Below are 20,469 nucleotides of genomic sequence, written 5' to 3' on the forward strand. Positions count from 1 at the left end.
TTTTTTAGTAATTATCCCACTAAAAAAATTCGGGATGATTCATGTTTTATATCTACCATCAATGCCTTGTTCTATTCAATACCGGTGAAGATGCGGTTCCAGCGGATCTTATTCAGGAAGCTCTGGCGGTAGTCCATCGACATCCAGATAAAGAGGGCCTTGCCCACCACATGATCGGCCGGCACAAAGCCCCAGGCCCGGGAGTCCAGGGAGTTGTAGCGGTTATCGCCCATCATAAAGTAGTAATCCTGCTGAAAGGTATAGCTGTCAATGGGCTGTCCGTTGATCGATATTTTTCCCGCTTCGCTGAGGGTAACGGCTTCGGCATCATGGCCTTCATAGTACTTGATGGTGTTGTAGTACTTGGCAACGTTCTCTTCGCTCAGGGGGATGGTCATGCCTTCGGCAGGGATCACAAGCGGTCCAAACTGGTCTACGTTCCAGCTAAGGCCATCGTAGTCTTCGGTCATGATCTGGGTCATTTTCTGGCCGGCAGGTTCTACCTCTTTACGGATGGACTGCACAATGGGCAGCTTGCCGATCTCGGCGGCTACTTCTTCGGGCAGCAGCATGATCAGTCCCTCCTCGGCCATGCCTACATCTTCCTGATTGATCTTGTAGCGCTCCAGAAAGCGCGCCGTTATTGGCTCATTGAATTTCACCAGGTAGCGCCACTGCATTTGCTCGGGATTGCCAAAGGGCTGGCTGTTCACATACACCTGGGCATCCTTGATGCGCAGCGTATCACCGGGTACCGCCACGCAGCGCTTGATGTAGTTCATGCGCAGGTCAAGGGGGTGCTGTAGCTCGCCGGGGTAGTTAAACACCACCACATCGTTGCGCTCTACCTCACTGAAGCCCGGCAGCCTGAACTGCGGCAGCTGGATCCAGTCGACATAAGAAGGAATGTTGGTGCCCCAGATGGTCTGGTGGGTAAGGGGTACCTGCAGGGGAGTTTTGGGGGTGCGGGCACCGTAGTGCATTTTGCTCACAAACAGAAAGTCGCCCACCAGCAGGCTGCGCTCCATGGAGCCGGTAGGGATGGTGTAGGCCTCCAGAAAGAGCCAGCGGATAAGCGTAGCGGCTACCACGGCAAAAACGATGGAGTCTACCCATTCCCTGGATTTGGACTTGGGCTTCTTGGGGGCCTTCTTTTTGGGCGCTTCTTTGGTTTGTGTCGTCATGGGGTAGTGAACTGAGTTCGGGGGCCGGGTCTGTGGTCAGGCCCGGGGGTGCGGTTTTGCCGTTTACAAAGATAGAAAATCATCCATACCAAACACGCCGGTGCGGCCGGGCAGCCACTGGGCCACCTGCAGCGCACCGGAGGCAAAGCCCTGACGGCTGAAGGCCTCGTGCTTCAGCTCCAGCAGATCGGTGGCCGACTGCCAGCGGATGCTGTGGGTGCCGGGCACTTCCGCCTCCCGTATTGATATGATAGGTAACGTTTCAGGATCTTCCTTTAATTCATTTGCCCAGCCTTTTTTTCGGCTCAGCTCCTGCAGAATGCCTTCGGCCAGGGTAATGGCTGTGCCGCTGGGGGCGTCTTTTTTATGAATGTGGTGGATCTCCTCGATCTGCACCTCGTAGCCGGGCACTTTTTCCATCAGGCGGGCCAGGTACTGGTTTACCTGAAAGAAGAGGTTTACCCCTATGCTGAAGTTGGAGGCCCAGAAAAAAGCGCCTCCATGGGCCTGCACCCAGGCTTCTACCTCGGCTTTTTGCTCCAGCCAGCCGGTAGTGCCGCATACTACGGGCACCCCCTGCTGCAGGCAGTGCATTACATTGGCATAGGCCGCCTCGGGATGGGTAAATTCAATGGCTACATCGGTAGTAGCACTGCTGATCTGCTGCAGCTCATCGGTATTGTGGATGCCGATGCGGTGCGAAATGCTGTGGCCGGCAGCCAGTGCCAGCGCCTCAATGGCCTGGCCCATTTTGCCGTATCCGATCAGGGCAATGTTCATGGAAATGTATAGGTTATGCGCACCCCTGCTACCATGGTGCCGGTGGGGTCGGGGATGAGGGTAGGGCGGATACGCAGGCTCAGGTCTTCGTCCATATCAAAGGTCTGCAGGTGCGCATCCACATAGGCTTCTACAATGTGCAGGCCGTAAAAGGCGCCGCCCAGAATGATCATATAATCGCGCTGGCGCCGGTAAGCGTTGGTGAGCCGCTGGTAAGAGGCCTGGTTTCGGCCGTTTATTTCGGTAATGGTAGGGTCGTAGAGGATTTGCCGGAGGCTGCGCAGACTTTCGCTGTAGCGGGCATTGTAGAAGTTTACGGCATACACAAAGGTAACGCCTCCTGCATAGACCAGCGGCACTTTCCAGAGTGCTCCATTGTAGGCTTGCCCCATGCCGGGCAATACGGCCGAGAGAAAGGCCGCCTTGCGCGGGTCGGGCAGGCGGGCACTATCGGCCGGGTCCATCTGTATTTCTTCAAAGCTATCGGCCTGCAGCAGGGGTTTGGCAGGGGCCAGGCTGTCGGCCGGCACCACCTGGGCCCCTGCCAGACTGGCCAGGCTCAGCAGGGCCGGCAGCAGCAGCAGCTTCATAATGAGGGAATTAATTCCCGCGTTATGAAGTAAACAAAAGGCCTGGCTGCGGTTGAGCATCAGATGTTCAGAATTTCCAGTATGCGGTTAAGGTCTTCCATAGACACAAAGGGGATCTTGATCTCGCCTTTGTCCTTCTCGTCGGTGCGCACATTTACCTTGGTGCCAAAGTGCGAAGAGAGACGCGTTTGCAGCTGGCGGTATTCCCGTTCCTTTTCAGGGGCTACGCCGCTTTTTTTCTCTTCTTTGGCCGGTGCCTCACCGGTGAGGTCGCGCACCAGTTTCTCTACCTGGCGTACCGACAGGCCTTCGCGCAGCGAGCGGTTGTAGATCCAGAGCTGTTTGGCGGGGTCTTCTACATTGATGATGGCGCGGGCATGGCCCATGCTGATGAGGTTATCGCGCAGGCCGGCCTGAATGTCGGGCGGAAGTTTGAGCAGGCGCAGGTAGTTGTTTACCGTAGTGCGTTTTTTGCCCACACGATCGCCCAACTGTTCCTGCTTCAACTCACACTCGGTAATGAGGCGCTGGTAGCTCAGGGCAATTTCCAGGGCGTTGAGGTTTTCCCGCTGAATGTTCTCGATCAGGGCCATTTCCAGCATCTGCTGGTCGTTGGCCGAGCGGATGTAGGCCGGAATCTGCTCCAGTCCGGCCAGTTTGGAGGCCTGAAAGCGGCGCTCGCCCGAGATGAGCTGGTACTGGTTTTCGCTTAGCCGGCGTACGGTGATGGGCTGGATAATGCCCTGCACCCGTATGCTTTCGGCCAGCTCTTCCAGCGCCTCCTGATCAAAGCGGGTGCGGGGCTGAAAGGGGTTGGTCTCGATCTGGCTGAGCGGGATCTCGTTGATGCTGCTTGCCGGAGCGGCCGCAGAGCCAAGGGTAGCCCCTGTAGCCCGGCGCAGTGCATTTTCGGCACCACGGGGAGAGTCGGATAAAAGGGCGCCCAGGCCACGGCCAAGGGCTTTCTTTTTGCCTGCTTGTTTATTTTCCTCCTGATTCATGCTTAATTACCTTCGGCTGCTACCGGGCTGGGGGTGAGCAGGCCGTTGTTTTCCAATATTTCCCGGGCCAGGTTCAGGTAGCTGACAGCGCCTTTGCTCTCGGCATCGTGAATGAGGGCCGGTACCCCAAAGCTGGGCGCCTCGCTCAGCTTGATGTTTCTGGGGATAAGGGTATTGAACACCATTTTCTGAAAGTGTTGCTGCACATCTTCTACCACCATATTGCTCAGGCGCAGGCGCACATCGTACATGGTGAGCAGGATGCCTTCAATTTCCAGTTCGGGATTAAGCCGCTCCTGGATGATCTTGATGGTATTGAGCAGTTTGCCCAGGCCTTCCAGGGCAAAATACTCACACTGTACGGGAATGATCACCGAATTGGCCGCCGTAAGGGCATTAACCGTAATCAGGCCCAGTGAGGGCGAGCAGTCAATAATGATAAAATCATAGTTAGGAGATACCTGGGCCAGTACCCGGCGCATCTGCTCCTCCCGGTTTTCCAGGTTTACCATTTCCACCTCTGCGCCTACCAGGTCAATATGCGAAGGGATCAGGTGCAGGTACTGGATATCGGTCTCCAGAATGATCTCATCCGGGTTTGCCTGGTCAACCATGCACTCGTAGATGCTGTTCTCTACTTCCTTGGGGTCTATGCCCAGGCCCGAGGTAGAGTTGGCCTGTGGGTCTGCATCCACTACCAGCGTTTTAAACTCCAGCGCAGCCAGGGAGGCCGCCAGGTTAATGGCTGTGGTAGTCTTTCCAACGCCGCCTTTTTGGTTGGCTATGGCAATTATTTTGCTCATGCTAGTGGTAAGGGATCAAAGGGTGATAGTTTCGCCAATTTGGAGCAATTTTAACTCTTTTTGGGCCTTGGCTGCAAGCGCATGTACGTGCTCGTGATTGATGGTTATGTAAGGAAATGTATCGTAGTGCATGCCGATGATGGTTTTTGTTCCCACAAAGTCGGCGGCCCGTAGCGCATCCTCCATTCCCATGGTAAAGTTATCGCCTATGGGCAGAATGGCAAAGTCTACGGTAAACTCTTCGGCAATTAGTTTCATGTCCAGCGTAAGGGCTGTATCGCCGGCTACGTAAAAGGTGGTGCCGCCCCATTCTATCACAAAGCCGGCCGGGTTGCCGCCGTAGCTGCCGTCGGGCAGGCTGCTGCTATGGATGGCATTCACCATCTTAACGCTTCCCCAGTCCCATTTCTTGCGCCCGCCATGGTTCATGGGATGGGTCTTGTCGATGCCCCGCTTTTGAAACCAGCTGACTACCTCAAAATTGGACACAAGCGTGGCGTTCTTATTCTTTTTCCAGATACGCTCCACATCGGCCACATGGTCCTGGTGGCCGTGGGTAAGCAGGATGTAATCGGCCCGGATGGCATCAACGTCTATATTTTTGGCTAAGTCGTTCGGTGTAATAAAGGGGTCAAAAAGAAGCTTTATTCCCCCATTTTCGATTAAAAAGCAGGAATGACCCCAGTAAGTTATTTGCATTTTTCTATTTGTTTAGAGTCAAAAATAGGCCAATCTTTACCGCCGGTTTAGTCTACAAAGATAGAAGTTTCCACTAATATATCCTTAACCCCTATGCTAAGACAATTTGGTACGTATTTGTTGGCCGCGGCAGCGCTGTTGGTAAGTTGTACGGCAGCAGATACCACTATGGAGCAGGAGAATAAAAAGGTGTTTCGGTATAACCAAGCCGAAGGCCTAAGCTCTCTGGACCCCGCCTTTGCCCGTAACCAGGCCAATGTGTGGGCCGCTACCAACCTTTACAATGGCCTTTTTCGCCTGAATGAAGACCTCTACCCCGAAAAAGACCTGGCCGAAAGCTGGGAAGTATCGGAAGATGGCACCACCTATACCTTTGTGCTGCGCCGCGGCGTGTATTTTCACGATAGCGAGATCTTTCCCAATGGCAAAGGCCGTGAGGTAACGGCCCACGATTTTGTATACTCTTTTAAGCGCATTCTGGATCCGGCTACGGCCAGCACCGGCGCCTGGATCTTTGCCGATAAGGTAATCAAGAATGCCCAGGGGACCGGCTATGCCGATAACTGGATTGAGGCCACCGAAGACTACAAGCTGGTGCTACGCCTCAACAAGCCCTTTGCCCCGCTGATGGAAATCTTCACCATGCCCTATACGTATGTTGTGCCCAAAGAAGCAGTAGAAAAATGGGGTAAGGATTTTCGCAAACATGCCGTAGGCACAGGCCCCTTCAAACTCAAGACCTGGGATGAGGGCAACAGCCTGGTGATGGTAAAAAATGAAAATTATTTCAAGAAAGACGGCAACGGCAAGCCGCTTCCCTACCTGGATGCCGTACTGGTCTCTTTTATCCAGGACCGCAACCAGGAGCTGCTGAACTTCCAACAGGGCAAGCTTGACTTTATGTCGGGCATACAGGCCACTTCGGTAGATCTGGTGCTGGACAAAAACGGTGAGGTGCGCGATGAGCTCAAAGGCCGCTTTGTGGTGCAGAAAGTACCTTACCTGAACACCGAGTACATTGGTTTCTCGCTGGATGAGAAAACCTACAAAGAAAAGAACCACCCCGTGCTGGACAAGCGCTTCCGCAAGGCCATGAATTATGCCATTAACCGCGAGGAGCTGATCAAGTATGTATACAACAACTTGGGTACCCCTGGCACCGGCGGCATTATTCCTCCGGCTATCAAGTACTTTAAGGACAAAGGGGTGAAGGGCTATGGCTACGATCCTGCCAAAGCCGAAAGCCTGCTGAAAGAAGCCGGCTATCCCGGTGGCAAGGGTCTGCCTACTATCAAGCTCTACACCACCGTACAATCAAAGCAAATGGTGGAGTACCTGCAAAAGCAGTGGGCTGCCGTAGGCATACCGGTAGAGATTGAGATCAACATGACACCTACGCACCAGGAACTGATCGATAACTCCAAGGTGAACTTCTTCCGAAGCTCCTGGCTGGCCGACTATCCCGATGCCGAAAGCTACCTGGCCCTGTTCTACAGCCAGCACTTCTCGCCCTCCGGACCAAACAAGACACACTTCCAGAACAGGAACTACGATAGCCTCTATGTAAAGGCCCGTTTTGAGTCAGAAGGCTTCAACCGCCTGGATCTGTACCACAAAATGGACGAGATCATCGTAGAAGAAGCCCCGGTAGTGGTGTTGTTCTACGACGAGGTGCTGCGCCTGACCCAGAACAATGTAACGGGCCTGGAGCCCAATGCCATGAACATTCTGGACCTGGAAAAAGCTGACTTCATGCAGGGCGGCGTTATTCAGAACTAATCCCTCTTATCCTCATACCAAAAAGGCTGGCCCAAAAGGTCAGCCTTTTTTTGTAGCTTGTGCATTCATGAGAACAGAATCCTTTCAACTGGAACGTCCCGGAGGCATACGCCTGTGGGCCTGGCTGCATCTGCCAAAGGGGGCTGCTAAAGCCCTGGTGGTGCTGGTGCACGGCCTGGGTGAGCATGCCGGCCGCTACCAGCAGCTGGCCGGCTGGCTGCAGGAGCAGGGCTACGGCCTGCTGGTATGGGACCAGCGTGGGCATGGCCAGACCGGAGGTCAGCGCGGACATGCCGACTATCCGCTGTTGTTGCAGGATGTAGAAGTGATGCTGAAAGAAGCCCGGCGGCGCCAGCCCCGCAGCCCCCTGTTTGTGTATGGGCATAGCATGGGCGGCACTGTAGCCCTGGCAGCCCTGAGGCAAAATCCACAGCTGATACGCGGTATCCGCGGATTGGTGCTGAGTGCCCCCTGGCTGGAGCTGGCCTTTTCACCCCCGGCGGCGCTCATGGCCCTGGCCCGGCTGATGGCCCGGGTATTTCCGGCCTATTCGCAGGCCAACCGCCTCAAGCCCGAATGGCTAAGCCGGGACCCTGAGGTGGGCAGGGCCTACCAGCAGGACCCCCTGGTGCACGACCGTATTTCGGCCGGGCTGTTCTGCCAGATTCAGGAGGCGGGGCGGCAGGCCCTGCGGGGAGCGGCCCCGCGCTTGCCCATGCTGGTGCTGCACGGCACCGATGATGCCATCACCAGCTTCAGGGCCAGCCAGCGCTTTGCCCATGCGGCCGGCGCCACCTTTCTGGAGGGGGCCGATCTGCGGCATGAGCAGCACAACGAGCCCGAAGGCCGGGAGGTGCTGCAGCAGGTACTGGATTGGATGGACCGGCGCCTGAAAAAATAAGGATATCACAGGCGGTTTGCTGCTTATTTTACCTATCCCTTCCTGGACCCACAGGTCTTATACCCCTTCCTCTACCTGATCGGTGGCCAGCCCATCGGGCAATACTGTTGCTGGACTGGCCGGAGGGGCAGGGGGTGCCGAGGGTTGCGCTGTAAAATGAAGGTCCGATTTCTTTTGGCGAAAGCGCTGTCGCATGGCCACAAAACAGCCCTGCACCATCAGGATGCAGCCTGCCCACAGCAGGTTCATACCCGGAAACACCAGCGCCTGCATCACCACATACTCCCGCTGGCGCAGGCTCAGCACCAGTGTATTGGGCTCGGCCGATAGCAGGGCAATGTGAAAGCGGCTGTTAAGCTCTGCTGAATAGGTTTCATGCGGAATCACCTGGGTGGAATCGCGTACGATAAAGAGACAGTTGATCAGCCAGGTGATTCCGCAGTGGCTCAATCAGGCCAAGGAGCGCCAGAGCCAGTGGACCCAGTATAAGTCCATAGAGCCCGGTAAACTGCTGGACGCTGCCAACATTGAAAAAGTAGAGGCCGAAGTGAGCAAGCAGGAGCCGAAAGCCGGTGCATCCCGCCCTTCGCACTGATATGTTAAGCTGTTAGGGTAACTGACTGTACTTAAAGAACATAAAATGCCAAAAACCTCCGGGAGATCTATATTCCTGAAGGTTTTTGGCTTACTATACAGATCTTGATGGATTAGCGTCCTTTTCCCTTTCTAGGGTTTCTGCATCCCGGTAGAGGCAAGAGCGGCTTCCAACTCTTCCACTAACTTCTGTTCGCTGCTGGGCCTATTTGGGTTTTTACTAATGATGGTTCCGTCCCGTCCTATCAGCCAGTAGTCGGGCAGCGCCATTACATTATAAAGATCCGGAACCTCTGTTCGCAGTCCGCCTGCCAGTACGTGTACCCCCTTCATCTCTTTTTTATGGATCATTGATCGCCAGGCATTTTCGTTTGCATCCAGCGAAATGTTGAGGAACACCACATCTTTATCGGCAAACTGCTCCATAAGCTTTTTGGCGTAAGGGGCTTCTTTCAGGCAGGGACCGCACCAGCTTGCCCAAAAGTCTATGTACACCACTTTTCCTCGAAAGTGGCTCAAGGATACGGGCTTGCCTTCCAGGCTTGTGAGGGTGAAATCAGGTGCCAGCTTGCCTGGAGAGAGTAAAAGGGCTTTGTTGAGCTCTTTCTCCACCGCGGCACTGTAGGCAGGGGTGGTGCTCATGGTCCTGAATTCATCGATCTCTAGCTGCAATGCCTCGGCATCGGACTTGCGTAATGCTTCTACAAGCAGGTCGGCCAAGGCCATTTCCAGTGTCTTGCCGGTATACAGCTTTTTCAGGTACTGGAAGTTTTGTTTAGGATATGAGGCAGCCCCTGGGGTTTCTTCTTGAATGCCTGCCTCAGTAGTTGCCTTCCATTTACCATAAGTGGTGATGAAAATGTAATAGCCGAAGCCTATTGCAAGGGCTTCTTCATTTTGTATGGATAGGGAGTGTAGAAATGCCGTATAGGCCGGAGGCGGACTGTAGGGCTGTCCTGTCGCTTCGGTCCTGTTGGTGATATACTGAAGCAGGTACTCTGCGTCGGTATAGAGCAAATCGTTTTGAAAAAATTGCCGGAAGGCTTCACTGAGGGGCGTTTTTTGATGAAATTCTTCCAGAAAGGCAAGTTGCCTGGCCCGCTTTTCTTCAACGTACTGCAGAAAGCTGTCTGCCTCCAGCTCCTGCATCTTTTCTTCGATTTTAAAAGTACCATAGGTGTCATACCCATCATCAAAGGCGTAAAGAAAGGCATTTTCAGCGGCTCCGCTGCCGGAATAGAGGGGGCAGGTAAAGCCTGTTTCTGTATCATACTCCAGTTTCAGCGTATCGCCCGGGCTCAGGTAAAGCCTATCCCACCCCTTGTAGTAGCTGATAAGCGCTTCCATGGGCTGATCTGCCTCAAACATAAACGAAAAGCGCCCGGCAGCATCCAGTGTGTCCTTCAGGAGTATGGGGTCATAGGCCAGGTACTGGGTAATTAGCTTTAGCTGAATTACCTGGGTGCGGGGGTTGCGGATATGCCCTGAAATAGAGATGGGGGCAGCCAGTAGCGATGTGGTGCTAAAGAGCAGGAGAAAAACTAATAGCTTCTTCAATTGTAAAAAATTAGAAGGTGGGCTTAGTAAACAGTTCCTAAAATGGCGCTGGTCAGTTTTGGGAAAGGCCCGCCTCCTATACACAGATGTAGGGGGCAGTACAGGGCAGCTATCCCGATAATGCGATTAATATAAGGACATTTTGGATTAATTGCATGAATGGTGAGTGAAAATTAACTAGTGTTAAGCTGGTAAAGATTCTGAAAATCAGGGGTGCCAGTTCTACTGGAGGATTATGGGTGAGCTCTGCGCAGGGATGGTAACCACCAGTAGGGAAGGGGAAGCCTGATATATCCTGATCCTGACAGGGTAGGGGATCTGTAGGCGTATTGGTGTAGTTGGTGCGGCCATCTCCCGGATGAAGACACGTAGGTGCACAAAAAAGGGAAGACTTAGCTTCCCTTTCGGCTGGTGAGCTCTACTGCCTACCAGATAATCCGCGTTACCGTACCATCCTCCAGGCTGGTGACATAGGCCTTGCGGCCATCCAGCACCAGGGCCGTAGGGTAATTCAGGTGGTCTTTCAGGACGGTTTTGCCGGAGCCCGAGGCCATTATAATGCGGCCCATGTCGGGTTTAAATCCCATGGGCAAGCCAAACTCGCTGTACTGGAGCACAAAGGGCTGCTCGTTTGGTCCAAGGGCTATGTCTACCAGGCTGGTAAAACCCTCCTGATAGATGGAGATGTTGCCCTGAGTATCCAGTGCATAAATGTTTGAGGCGCCTACTGGAAATGGAAAACCAATAAGCGAGCTGACCAGAAAGCGATCACCATCCCACACAATGGCAGTAGGCACCACATCAATCATAGGAGGACCGATAGGGGTTGGATTTGGAATGTCCGCAAAATGCGCAAATACGCTCAGCTCCCCTGTTTGCGCATCTCGCCGGATAATGGCATTGGCGGCTGCCGCTACAATGTACAGATCGCCCTCGGGGCCAAAGGCCAGGTTGTAGATGTTGGTTTCGTTGGTGTCTTCGGGGCCAAAATCATACTCCAGGATAAATGACCGGATCTCCTGGCTGGGCAAACTGCTGGCCTGCACGGGGCTGTCGCCGGGTTTAAAGCGCGATACATCGGCCATGTACAGCCTGCCGGAGAGGTCGTTGAGGATGTAGAGGATGCCATCTCGATAGGCCATGTGGTTGAGGCCGCCGGGAAGCCCCTCGGGATTGATAAAGGTAGGAAACCCAACAATGGCCGGGTACACCTTGCCGCTGGGCATGATCATGGACACCTGGCCGTCATTTTGGCCGGTGCCGTTTTCGGTTACCCAAAGGCGGTTGTTATCGCCCATCTCCAGGCCCAGGGGATAGGCTAGCCCGCTGGCATACAGTTTGGTATTGGGTTTGGTGGGTTCCACCTCATCTACATAATCAGAGAGGCGATGGCAGCCGGTAGCTCCTACCAGGAGCGCCAGCAGCAGGGGGGTAAGGGTGTTTTTAAGCATAAAAAATGGAGGTTATGGGATAAAAAAATAGTATAGAAGGGGGTGAGTTTACAGGTTCTGCTTCGCTCATGTCACAGGCAGCAGTAAAACAGTTGATAGGAGGATGTAGGAGGATGGAGGGTCTGCAGAGCTGCATGCCTGTAAACATAACAGGACCTGAAAGCAGGGGACAGCTGTCGGCAAAGCAGAACCGTGTGGCGAAATGTCCGGAAGGGTAGTTGCTCTTGGGCCCATGACGAAAAAATATGCGCCTTTACCAACCGAAGATACATGAATTTTAGCCAGGAATAAAAGAAATAAATCAAATAATTCATCTAATAATCCCAACATTCCAGATGCGCATGTTTGCAGCTACTCTTTAGCCCTGAAGAAGTTAAAGTACCTCCAGCACCACTACTTTTCTCTGATTGAAAACGAAATGGTCGCCCGCCCCTTTCCCCATCAGCAGGGCGCCCATGGGGGTAATGGGGGAGATAGCCATATAATCGGTGCCCTGGACTACCAGCCTGCCCAGTGATACGGCAAGGTAGAAATTGCCGCCGCTGGTGCGTACCAGGCTGCCCGGCTGTACCTGTTTGCTCTGGCGGGTGGGTACAATGGCCTCCAGCGCCTGCCGGAGCTTTTGGGCCTCTGCCAGGGAGCGGGCGTGCTGGTCTCGCTCCAGCTGCATCATGGCCCGGCCCGTTTCGTATTTATCGCCGGCGCTGCTCTTGCCCTCCTGATTGGCAGCTGCCTGGGCATGCTCCATGGCAAGCCGGGCGGTATCAATGCGTTGCTGCACCTGCTGCAGGCACAGGGCATGGAGGGTTTGTTTAAGAGTTGTGGTCATAAGCCGTTTTGCAAAATAAGGAGACAGGGGGCACAACAAAAAGAGCGCCGGCATCTAAGATGCGGCGCTCTCTGTTCATATGCAACCCCAGGAGGCTAGTGTGCGGGTATAGTGCAACACGCTCCAGGGGGCTAGCTCATGCAGGCCAACTAGTTGTTTTGCTGCATGGACTGGTTATTGGTGTTGGTATTGCGTACACGCTGCTCATCCATTGCCTGAATGGCTTCTCCGGATTTTCTGAAGAACTCCCGCACCTCGTCTTTTTGCTCAAGGGTCTGCTCGTTCACATCTATGGCTTCGGCAGCTTCCCGTACCTCGTCTACATCGGCATCGCTGTCCGGATAGCTTCTATCCTTGATGGTGGCCATCAGATCAGCAGCCTGGGTAAAGGTGGTACGGATGGTATTGGCATGCTGCAGTGACATAGGGTCCTGCTGGATCTTATCAGCATTTTGCTGAAAGGCAGTACGCTTTTGCTGAATGTCTGCATCTGTAGAAGAAGCAGCCAGGGCTGTTAGCGCTGCACTTAGCTTGCGAATACCCTCGCTGGTATACTCATGCTCAAGACCCATTTCAGTAGTGGCAGCGGTACCCGCTGTGCCATCGGCAGGGCGGTCGCTCACATTGGTACGGTCCAGGTCAGCATCATCATCATTACGGTCTACAAACAGCAGGTAATCGCTTACTGGGCCCTGGGCCTCATACCCGGTTACGGCATTGTTGCGTACCCGCTCTTCTTCATTTTCATAAGCAAGTCCCCGGTCGGTGGTTTCAGTACGGGTGGCCATGCGGTCGTCATCGTCATCGCGGTCCAGCAGCTCAGATACACCCCAGATCAATCCTATCAGCACTAATGCGCCCAGGATCCAGGGCCATATCGGGTTGCGGTTCTCGTCTTTTCGGTCTACTCTAATCTCTGCCATGGTACATACTGTTTTTGGTGAAAAAATTTAGGTTGATTCCACCGTATCTAACGGCCACATACCAAAGATGTTCGGAAAAGTACAATAGATGTCCCTGACTTTTGATGCGGCATCAGGCTAAAAAATGCCACTCAGGCATAATTCTTTTGGGCGATAGACAGCCTGTTACCCCAATGTGTGCCGCAATAAAGGGATAGGCAGATACGCACGGCTAAACCATTTGCAAAGCAGAAAAATTAAAAAAAGGAGCAACAAGACATTCTGGCCGGGGCGCGCTGGCCGGCGCTGTCTTATCAGGCTACTTCATGGCCCTGGGCTGCTTCTAAAATGGCAAACCACTGCTCCCGGCTTAGCTGTAACTGCAGCGAGGCTACTGCCCGGCGCAGCCGCTCTACCTTGCCGGAGCCTACAATGGGCACCGGTCGGCTGGGGTGGCGCAGAATCCAGGCAAAGGCCACCAGGTCAATCCCATCTACGTCCAGCTCCCGGGCGATGTCGGCCAGGGTAAGCTGCAGCCGGCTAAAGCCGCCCTCCTGGGCCTGCATAAGCCGGCCTCCGCCCAGGGGCGACCAGGCCATGGGCCGGATGCCCTCCTGCAGAAAGTAGTCCATATTGCCATTCTGATGGTCCAGGCAAAAAGGGGAGAGCTCTACCTGGTTGGTCACCAGCTGCCCGCCCATGTGACGGTTTGAGCATCTGGTACTGCCGGGGGCTAAAGTTTGAGACGCCAAAAGAACGTACCTTGCCGGCCTGCTGCAGATCGGCAAAGGCCCGGGCTACTTCGGCGGGGTCCATCAGGGGGTCGGGCCGGTGTATCAGCAGCAGGTCCAGGTAGTCGGTCTGCAGGCAGCGCAGCGATTGCTCCACACTGCCGGTGATGTGCCCGTAGCTGGTATCGTAATGCTTTACCCGCCGGTGGGGGTACTTGCCCGACAGCAGCATAATACCGCATTTGCTCACCAGCTGCATGTGTTGCCGCAGCTGAGGCTGCTCCTTTAGCAGCCGTCCAAAAAGGGCCTCGCAGCTGTAATCGCCATAAATATCGGCATGATCAAAGGTGGTGACACCCAGGGTCAGGGCTTCTTCTATATACGCCTGCAGCTGGGGCAGGTCCATGTTCCACTCCTGAAGCCGCCAAAGGCCCAGGGCTATCGGAGAAAAGGGAAATGAGGGGCTGGGAGGGGGTGTAGACAGCATTGTATATACGTATTATTCGTGGGGCAGCACCGCAGTGAATTCCATCTCTACCAGCAGCTGCGGGGCAATGAGCTTTGCTACCTCAACCATGGTAGCGGCAGGAGGGTTTTGCCCAAAGGCTTCGCCATGGGCCCGGGCTACCTCCTGCCATCGGCCAATATCCGTTACATAGGTGCGGGTGCGTACTACCTGCGGCAGATCGGCCCCCAGCGCCTGCAGGGCTTTTTGGGCTTTTTGAATGATGTAGCGGCTTTGGGCATACACATCGCCCTCGCCCACCAGCTGCCCTTCTTCATCTACGGCCGTGGTGCCGGATACCTCAATCTGATTGCCAATGCGAATGGCCCGGCAGTAGCCAAAGATGGATTCCCAGGGAGATCCGGAAAAGGAGCGGGTAGGGGAGTGCATAGCGTGGGGATTCATGAGGGGCCATATTACAAAATTAGGAGGATAGTTGCAGGCACCGGAGCAGGCAAACACCCAAAAGTTCTGCCCGGCTGTGGAAGGGGCAGGCAGCCCCGGCAGCCAATGTTTCTACAGGCCTGCAACTTATGGAGGCAGGGCTTGCGCAAATTGGCTATAAGCTGTAGCTTCCGCTAAACGTCTTCATTTTTATCCTCTAACATAAGTCCCCCCCCTGGGCGTGGTATTCTTTAAAACCCAAGGCTATGAACCTACTTTCATTTCTTTTTCTGGTGTTGCTGGGGGTGCCCGTATGGGCCCAGTCTACCGCAGGCGCAGCTGTAGGTGCGCAGGCCGATGTGCTGCAGACCGAGCAGGGGGCTGTTTACATCCATCCTGTGCTGCACGGCAGCCTGGTGCTGCAGTGGGAGGGCAAAACCATTTTTGTAGATCCCTATGGGGGTGCTGCGCTGTATAAGGCCTTTCCGGCGCCCGACTTGGTGCTCATTACCGATATCCATGGCGACCACCTGCACCCCGAGACCCTTCAGGGCCTTGACCTGAGCCGGGCCGATCTGATAGCCCCCCTGGCAGTGATGGAAAAACTGGGGGAGCTTACCTTCAAAGGAAAGATCACCCTTGCCAATGGCGAGGAGCAGGCCTGGCAGCAGCTGGCGGTGCGGGCCATGCCCATGTACAACCTGCCCGAAACGGCCGATTCCCGCCACCCCAAGGGCCGGGGCAATGGCTATGTACTGACCATTGGCAAGCGGCGCCTGTACATTTCCGGCGATACGGAGGCCATACCCGAAATGCGCCTGCTGACCAACATTGATGTAGCCTTTGTGTGCATGAACCTGCCCTATACCATGGATGTGGAGCAGGCCGCCGAAGGGGTGCTGGCCTTTAAACCCCGCGTGGTATATCCCTACCATTACCGGGGGGGTGGCGGCACCTTTAGCAATGTGGAGAACTTTAAGCAGCTGGTGGCCAAAGACCCCTCCATTGAGGTGCGGCTGCGCCAGTGGTATCCGCAGCAATAAGGGGTAGGGGACTATTTTCTTTTCGTTGGCTTTGCCTTTGGCGTATGGCTCCAGTGCAGGCTATTGTCGGGCAGACGCCGGGCGGTGCTGGTGAAGCGGGCATTTTCGATGCAGATGCTGCTGAAGAATTTGTTGTAGTAGCGGGCAAAAAATACGGTGCCCAGGCTGGGCTGCAGCAGCTCGCTGTAATCCAGGCGGGCCTCATCATGTTCGCCGATCTTAAAGGCCCTGAACAGGCCCTGGGAGTAGCTGTGGTCCTGCAGAATGTGGCGGCCGCCGGCATCCAGCGTATAGCAGTACTCACCCCCATACACCGCCAGCCCATTGGGCTGGAAGGCCGGAAAGATCCAGACGGTAAAGCGGCCATCGGGCTGCTGGCGAATGTAGTGGTTAAAGCGGATGTTGATGGAGGCCTTAAGCCCCTGCAGCTCCCGGCTGGCCGTTTGCAGGGCTCGGCCGTGGGCATTGAGAAAGGCCGTATCGGGGGCTAAGGTGCTGCGCAGGATACTTCCGTTCCCCCCTTTGCGGTAGTGGGCTATCAATTCATACCCCTGCGGGCTGTAGCGGCCGTATACGGCCTGCCAGCTTCCGTCGGCGGTCTGGTAGCAAAACCATTCGTTGCCCAGGCGGTCCTGCTGCTGTGGGGGTAGTTGGCGAATGCTGTCGGCACTTTGCCAGGCCATGGCATCGTACTGCAGCAGCCAGTCGGCCAGGACCAGCTTTTCGGCAAAGGCTTCCTGATCAAAGGCGGGCCCTTTCTTCTGCTGAGCCGGAGCGGCCGCCGGCCAGAGAGGGAGCAGCAGGGCCAGCAACACGCTTTTTGTGCGGCTGCTCGTACGGCTGGGGAAAGACCCCTTGTGGCTCCTCCGAAAAAGAGGGGTTGCAGATGCTCCCAATGGCAGGATCAACGCTTAGTTTTTCTTTCCGTTGCCGCCTCCATTCCCCTTGCCCTTGCCGGGCCCATGGCCTGCGGGGCCGGCTTTAGCAGGTGCTTTTTGCTGCTGGCCGGGGGGCTTGGCCTTGTACTTTGCCTTGTGATCGGCATTGAATTTATAGGGGTGGTCATTGTTCAGGTCCAGCTCTACCTTGGTAGCGCTTCTCAGATCCAGCCTGGCATAGAGCGAAGGCAGCTTTACTCCCATCTGCCACTGTCCGCCATTCAGATAGATATAAAGTCCCTTCTGCACATCAAAATAGAAGTTGTGCTGTGGAAAGTATACGTGCCGGGTTTGGCCCGGTAGCCATGGGCAGGGGCCCAGGGGGGTGGTCCGCCGGCTTTGCCCTGGGCAAGGGCATCTGCGGGCAGGCTCAGGCATAGCAGGAGCAGCAGGGGGAGCGAGAGGAGGAACGATCGGAGGTGCATGGCTCAAATAAGTTAGGAAGCGCCAGTAAGGCGGAGTAGCCCTCTCTTTACAGAGGAAAGCTGCTGAAAAAGTACTGTTTTCCGGCGCAGAAAACGGCTGGGTGTAAGAAATTCTGCAAAAAAGGGAGAGTCTGCTTCCGGCCAGCGCTATTCCATCTGGCAAATGTGCAAAAGTTGATGCCAGCCCGGGCTCCATTGCCAACATTTTGCTTGCTTGCGGGGTAGGTACTTAGGCGGCAGCCAGGTGCTGCGGCCTGGAAGCTTACCTCTGCATGATCCTACTTTGGAATTACCTGAAACCCCATCGCTGGCTGGTGCTGCTCTCGCTGCTGCTGGCAGGCATTGCCCAGCTGCTTACCCTGGTAGACCCCCTTATCTTCGGGAAGATCGTGGATGAGTACGCCATGCGAGTGGGCCAGGTGCCTGATGAGGAGCTGGTAGAGGGGGCGCTCTGGCTGCTGCTGCTGGCTGTAGGGGTGGCGCTGCTGGCGCGGGCAGCCAAGGCATTTCAGGAGTATGTGGTACGGCTGGTGGTGCAGCGCTTTGGCATGCAGATCTTCAACGATGGCATTCGGCAAACGCTGCGGCTCTCCTATCAGGAGTTTGCCGACCAGCGCAGCGGCGAAACCCTTTCCATTCTGCAAAAGGTGCGTACCGATACCGAGCGTTTTATCAATTCCTTTATCAACATTCTGTTTTCCTCCCTGGTGGGCATTGGCTTTCTGGTCTGGTATGCCATTACAACCCATTGGGCGCTGGTGCCGGTCTTTGTAATCGGTATTCTGGTGCTGGGCGGGGGTACAGGCCTGCTGAGCCGGCATATCAAGGGGCTGCAGCGCTCCATCAACCGGGAAACCTATAAGATGTCGGGAGTGATCACCGAATCGCTGCGCAACATTGAGCTGGTGAAAAGCCTGGGCCTTACCTTTCAGGAGATTCGCCGGCTTCGGGCCCATACCGAAGCAATTTTTGAGCTGGAGATGCAAAAGGTGCGCCGGGTGCGTACGCTTTCCTTTCTGCAGGGTACGGCCCTGGGCCTGCTCAAACAATCCATTCTCTTTATTCTGCTCTGGCTTATCTTCCGGCAGGTACTAAGCCCGGGCGAGCTTATTGCCATGCAGTTTATTACAGCAGCCATTTTTGTCCCCCTGCAGGACATGGGCAACATCATTCTCCACTACCGGGAAGCCGATGCCAGCCTGCGTACCTTTGATGCGCTCATGCAGAAGCCCATTGAGAAACGACCCGAGGAGCCCACCGAAATTGGCCCCCTGCAGCAGCTGCAGTTTAAGGAGGTGGTGTTTCGGCACAAGGGGGCAGGCTATAATGCGCTGGATGGCATCAGCTTTACTGCCCGCAGCGGTCAAACGCTGGCGTTTGTGGGCCCCTCGGGCTCGGGCAAATCTACGCTGGTAAAGCTGCTGGTAGGCTTGTACACCCCCCTGAGCGGCAGCATTTTGTACAATGGGGTGCCTGCCCGGGAAATTCGCATGAACCCCCTTAGGCGGCAGTTTGGCTTTGTAACCCAGGATACCAACCTGTTTTCGGGCAGCCTGCGGGATAACCTGCTCTTTGTTAAGCCCGATGCCACCGATGCCGACATGCAGCAGGCGCTGGAGCAGGCTTCGGCGGAGGGTATTCTGAAGCGCTCGGACAAGGGGCTGGACACGCACATTGGCGAGGGGGGCATGAAGCTCTCCGGGGGTGAAAAGCAGCGCATTTCCATTGCCCGTTCCCTGATCCGCAACCCCCAACTGCTCATCTTTGATGAAGCCACCTCGGCCCTTGACTCGCTTACTGAAGAGGAGATCACCGAAACCGTAAAGCAGCTATCGCTCTCCGGCGAGCGCATCACCATCCTGATCGCTCACCGCCTCTCCACCATCCTGCATGCCGATACCATTTTTGTGCTGGAGCGGGGCAAGATTGTGGAAACAGGCGCGCATGAGGAACTGGTGGCCCGGGGAGGACTCTACTACGCCATGTGGCGGCAGCAGATCGGCGAGCGCTAAGCCCCTTTTCCGCAGCCGCAAGATCCCTTTTGTAGAAGGGGATGTGGCCATGAACTGCCTACTGCGGCTCCTGTAGAATTTTCTTCAGCAGCTGCTCATCAGAGAGGGTCTCCTGCCAGTTGGCAGGCAGCTGCAGGCGCACTGTTTGGGCACCGCCGCTGGGGGTGCAGACTACGGCTACATGGCCATTGTGGTCTTTGGCGGCATCGCCTTCTTCCAGATCTTCGCTGCCCGGGCCGCTGTAGGCCTGCACACAGGTCCAGCGGGTATTTTCCTGATCGTTTACTTCTCGTTGTATCATATCAATAGGGGTCGCCTTACAAGAAAGGCTTGCTCTATGGACGGAAAAAGGGGGAGAAAGTTGGGCTACAGGAAAGCGTATCAACAGGACAGCGTATCAGTAGCGATTCAGGATGTGGGGGGTAAAGGGTTCAGTTGTACATACAAGACGCATGGCTGCAGATGCGGATAGTTGAGGAGGTTTGGGTGCTGAAATTGCTTCACCTGCTGCATGCCCAGCGTTGCATTACGGCAATAGATCGGTGGTTGGCTTCCGGAGCAAGCGCATATACCCTGGGCAGATTCAGCTCTTCAAAGGCCCACTGCAGGCAGGCCCGGGCTCCTTCTGTGGCGTAGCCCCTGTTCCAGGCACTGCGTTTGAGCCGCCAGCCAAGGTCAATACAGGGGTAAAGGGGGCAGTAAAGGTCTGCTCGGCCAGGCCAATAAATCCGATAAACTCTCCCTGTGCTAAGGTTTCTACCGCAAAGTAGCAGAACCCCCTGCGGGTATAGAGCTGCTGCATGCGGGTGATAAAGGCCCTGCTTTCGCTTTTGGAGGGCAGGCCAGGAAAATGGGCCATCACCTCGGGGTTGGAATTAAGGACATGCAGCGGCTCCAGATCTGCGGGCTGCCAGGGGCGGAAGCCCAGCCGGTCCGAGCTGAACACATAGGGGTACAAAGGGGCAGAAGTGCCGGGAGGTGCCATGCAGGCAAGATAGTGCAGGAACAGGCTACATCAAAAAAAGCCGCCCGTAAGGGGGCGGCTTTGCTAATGCGGCAGGTCCCGATCAGGCCGGGGCCAGTTCTTTTAATTCACTCACCACCTTGGTCATGGAGGCTTTGGCATCGCCAAAGAGCATCAGGCAGTTGGGATAGCCGAAGAGCTCGTTCTCGATGCCTGCATAGCCAGCGTTCATGGAGCGCTTGCAAACAATTACCGTGCGGGCCTTATCGGCATTGAGGATGGGCATGCCGTAGATGGGGCTCTGGGGATTGCTGCGGGCGGCAGGGTTTACCACGTCGTTGGCGCCAATGATCAGGGCAATGTCGGTATTGGCAAACTCATCGTTGATGCTTTCCAT

Annotated in this window: 24 protein-coding genes and 1 pseudogene; 5 read left to right on the forward strand and 20 right to left on the reverse strand. The window is 55.3% G+C overall.

Annotated features, from left to right (window positions below):
• Nucleotides 1-71: 71 nt before the first annotated feature.
• The 6 genes from lepB to ADICEAN_RS14245 form a co-directional block, all read right to left on the reverse strand.
• The gene (gene lepB, locus ADICEAN_RS14220; RefSeq protein WP_009196320.1) at nt 72-1,184 is read right to left on the reverse strand and encodes a signal peptidase I; all 1,113 of its coding nucleotides are present in this window, start codon (nt 1,182-1,184) and stop codon (nt 72-74) included.
• Nucleotides 1,185-1,247: 63 nt separating this feature from the next.
• Nucleotides 1,248-1,964, reverse strand: a complete 717-nt coding sequence (dapB, locus tag ADICEAN_RS14225) for a 4-hydroxy-tetrahydrodipicolinate reductase (RefSeq protein ID WP_009196321.1) — start codon at nt 1,962-1,964, stop codon at nt 1,248-1,250.
• Nucleotides 1,961-2,554, reverse strand: coding sequence for a DUF5683 domain-containing protein (locus tag ADICEAN_RS21390; RefSeq protein ID WP_152426443.1), 594 nt, complete (start codon nt 2,552-2,554; stop codon nt 1,961-1,963). Before ADICEAN_RS21390 ends, dapB begins: the two co-directional genes overlap by 4 nt.
• 59 nt (nt 2,555-2,613) lie before the next feature.
• Entirely contained in the window at nt 2,614-3,555 is a 942-nt protein-coding gene (locus tag ADICEAN_RS14235; protein WP_009196323.1) for a ParB/RepB/Spo0J family partition protein, read from the reverse strand.
• A 2-nt stretch (nt 3,556-3,557) separates the two neighbouring features.
• Entirely contained in the window at nt 3,558-4,358 is an 801-nt protein-coding gene (locus ADICEAN_RS14240) for a ParA family protein (RefSeq protein ID WP_009196324.1), read from the reverse strand.
• Between the two features lie 15 nt (nt 4,359-4,373).
• Nucleotides 4,374-5,057 carry a metal-dependent hydrolase gene (locus ADICEAN_RS14245; RefSeq protein WP_009196325.1) on the reverse strand — a complete coding sequence of 228 codons (684 nt, stop codon included), beginning with the start codon at nt 5,055-5,057 and terminating at the stop codon, nt 4,374-4,376.
• Between the two features lie 168 nt (nt 5,058-5,225).
• On the opposite strand from ADICEAN_RS14245, the gene ADICEAN_RS14250 reads away from it, so the two are divergent.
• Both ADICEAN_RS14250 and ADICEAN_RS14255 read left to right on the forward strand, forming a co-directional pair.
• A complete protein-coding gene (locus ADICEAN_RS14250) occupies nt 5,226-6,836 on the forward strand; it encodes an ABC transporter substrate-binding protein (protein WP_236612924.1) in 1,611 nt (536 codons plus the stop codon).
• A gap of 67 nt (nt 6,837-6,903) precedes the next feature.
• Nucleotides 6,904-7,737, forward strand: a complete 834-nt coding sequence (locus ADICEAN_RS14255) for an alpha/beta hydrolase (RefSeq protein ID WP_009196327.1) — start codon at nt 6,904-6,906, stop codon at nt 7,735-7,737.
• A gap of 57 nt (nt 7,738-7,794) precedes the next feature.
• Here the strand turns inward: ADICEAN_RS14255 and ADICEAN_RS14260 are convergent, their stop codons facing one another.
• Nucleotides 7,795-8,124: a hypothetical protein gene (locus ADICEAN_RS14260; RefSeq protein ID WP_009196328.1), complete on the reverse strand. Its 330-nt coding sequence runs from the start codon at nt 8,122-8,124 to the stop codon at nt 7,795-7,797.
• 31 nt (nt 8,125-8,155) lie between these two features.
• On the opposite strand from ADICEAN_RS14260, the gene ADICEAN_RS22705 reads away from it, so the two are divergent.
• The gene (locus ADICEAN_RS22705) at nt 8,156-8,332 is read left to right on the forward strand and encodes a hypothetical protein (protein WP_161622712.1); all 177 of its coding nucleotides are present in this window, start codon (nt 8,156-8,158) and stop codon (nt 8,330-8,332) included.
• 131 nt (nt 8,333-8,463) lie between these two features.
• On the opposite strand, the gene ADICEAN_RS23740 is transcribed toward ADICEAN_RS22705, so the two are convergent.
• The 7 genes from ADICEAN_RS23740 to ADICEAN_RS14290 form a co-directional block, all read right to left on the reverse strand.
• Nucleotides 8,464-9,888: a TlpA family protein disulfide reductase gene (locus ADICEAN_RS23740; RefSeq protein WP_009196330.1), complete on the reverse strand. Its 1,425-nt coding sequence runs from the start codon at nt 9,886-9,888 to the stop codon at nt 8,464-8,466.
• Nucleotides 9,889-10,313: 425 nt separating this feature from the next.
• Nucleotides 10,314-11,339 (reverse strand): ScyD/ScyE family protein, encoded by a 1,026-nt coding sequence (locus ADICEAN_RS14270; protein ID WP_009196331.1) that lies wholly within the window; start codon nt 11,337-11,339, stop codon nt 10,314-10,316.
• Between the two features lie 373 nt (nt 11,340-11,712).
• On the reverse strand, nt 11,713-12,168 hold the full coding sequence (locus ADICEAN_RS14275) for a hypothetical protein (RefSeq protein WP_009196332.1): 456 nt from the start codon (nt 12,166-12,168) through the stop codon (nt 11,713-11,715).
• A gap of 149 nt (nt 12,169-12,317) precedes the next feature.
• Complete coding sequence (locus ADICEAN_RS14280) at nt 12,318-13,091, reverse strand: hypothetical protein (protein ID WP_009196333.1); 774 nt, start codon at nt 13,089-13,091, stop codon at nt 12,318-12,320.
• A 293-nt stretch (nt 13,092-13,384) separates the two neighbouring features.
• A complete protein-coding gene (locus tag ADICEAN_RS23575; protein ID WP_262486191.1) occupies nt 13,385-13,723 on the reverse strand; it encodes an aldo/keto reductase in 339 nt (112 codons plus the stop codon).
• Nucleotides 13,611-14,288: an aldo/keto reductase gene (locus ADICEAN_RS23580; protein WP_009196335.1), complete on the reverse strand. Its 678-nt coding sequence runs from the start codon at nt 14,286-14,288 to the stop codon at nt 13,611-13,613. The genes ADICEAN_RS23575 and ADICEAN_RS23580 overlap by 113 nt, the downstream gene beginning before the upstream one ends.
• Nucleotides 14,289-14,300: 12 nt before the next feature.
• Nucleotides 14,301-14,696 carry a RidA family protein gene (locus ADICEAN_RS14290; RefSeq protein ID WP_040397364.1) on the reverse strand — a complete coding sequence of 132 codons (396 nt, stop codon included), beginning with the start codon at nt 14,694-14,696 and terminating at the stop codon, nt 14,301-14,303.
• Between the two features lie 260 nt (nt 14,697-14,956).
• Here ADICEAN_RS14290 and ADICEAN_RS14295 point away from each other — a divergent pair, with 260 nt between their 5' ends.
• Nucleotides 14,957-15,733: an MBL fold metallo-hydrolase gene (locus ADICEAN_RS14295; protein ID WP_009196337.1), complete on the forward strand. Its 777-nt coding sequence runs from the start codon at nt 14,957-14,959 to the stop codon at nt 15,731-15,733.
• An 11-nt stretch (nt 15,734-15,744) separates the two neighbouring features.
• Here ADICEAN_RS14295 and ADICEAN_RS14300 read toward each other — a convergent pair whose 3' ends face one another.
• The 3 genes from ADICEAN_RS14300 to ADICEAN_RS22715 form a co-directional block, all read right to left on the reverse strand.
• The gene (locus ADICEAN_RS14300; protein ID WP_009196338.1) at nt 15,745-16,548 is read right to left on the reverse strand and encodes a hypothetical protein; all 804 of its coding nucleotides are present in this window, start codon (nt 16,546-16,548) and stop codon (nt 15,745-15,747) included.
• A 96-nt stretch (nt 16,549-16,644) separates the two neighbouring features.
• Nucleotides 16,645-16,920 carry a hypothetical protein gene (locus ADICEAN_RS14305; protein ID WP_009196339.1) on the reverse strand — a complete coding sequence of 92 codons (276 nt, stop codon included), beginning with the start codon at nt 16,918-16,920 and terminating at the stop codon, nt 16,645-16,647.
• Nucleotides 16,893-17,096: a hypothetical protein gene (locus ADICEAN_RS22715; RefSeq protein WP_009196340.1), complete on the reverse strand. Its 204-nt coding sequence runs from the start codon at nt 17,094-17,096 to the stop codon at nt 16,893-16,895. Before ADICEAN_RS22715 ends, ADICEAN_RS14305 begins: the two co-directional genes overlap by 28 nt.
• 272 nt (nt 17,097-17,368) lie before the next feature.
• Between ADICEAN_RS22715 and ADICEAN_RS14310 the strand changes: the two genes are divergently transcribed.
• Nucleotides 17,369-19,108 carry an ABC transporter ATP-binding protein gene (locus ADICEAN_RS14310; protein WP_009196341.1) on the forward strand — a complete coding sequence of 580 codons (1,740 nt, stop codon included), beginning with the start codon at nt 17,369-17,371 and terminating at the stop codon, nt 19,106-19,108.
• Between the two features lie 58 nt (nt 19,109-19,166).
• Here the strand turns inward: ADICEAN_RS14310 and ADICEAN_RS14315 are convergent, their stop codons facing one another.
• From ADICEAN_RS14315 to ADICEAN_RS14325, 3 genes and pseudogenes are all read right to left on the reverse strand, one after another.
• Nucleotides 19,167-19,409: a hypothetical protein gene (locus tag ADICEAN_RS14315; RefSeq protein ID WP_009196342.1), complete on the reverse strand. Its 243-nt coding sequence runs from the start codon at nt 19,407-19,409 to the stop codon at nt 19,167-19,169.
• Between the two features lie 199 nt (nt 19,410-19,608).
• A pseudogene (locus ADICEAN_RS23915) lies at nt 19,609-20,093 on the reverse strand (GNAT family N-acetyltransferase).
• Nucleotides 20,094-20,175: 82 nt separating this feature from the next.
• The coding region (locus tag ADICEAN_RS14325) for an NAD(P)(+) transhydrogenase (Re/Si-specific) subunit beta (protein WP_009196344.1) at nt 20,176-20,469 on the reverse strand (294 nt) is incomplete at its 5' end.

The sequence above is a fragment of the Cesiribacter andamanensis AMV16 genome (assembly GCF_000348925.1).
Lineage (GTDB): Bacteria > Bacteroidota > Bacteroidia > Cytophagales > Cyclobacteriaceae > Cesiribacter > Cesiribacter andamanensis.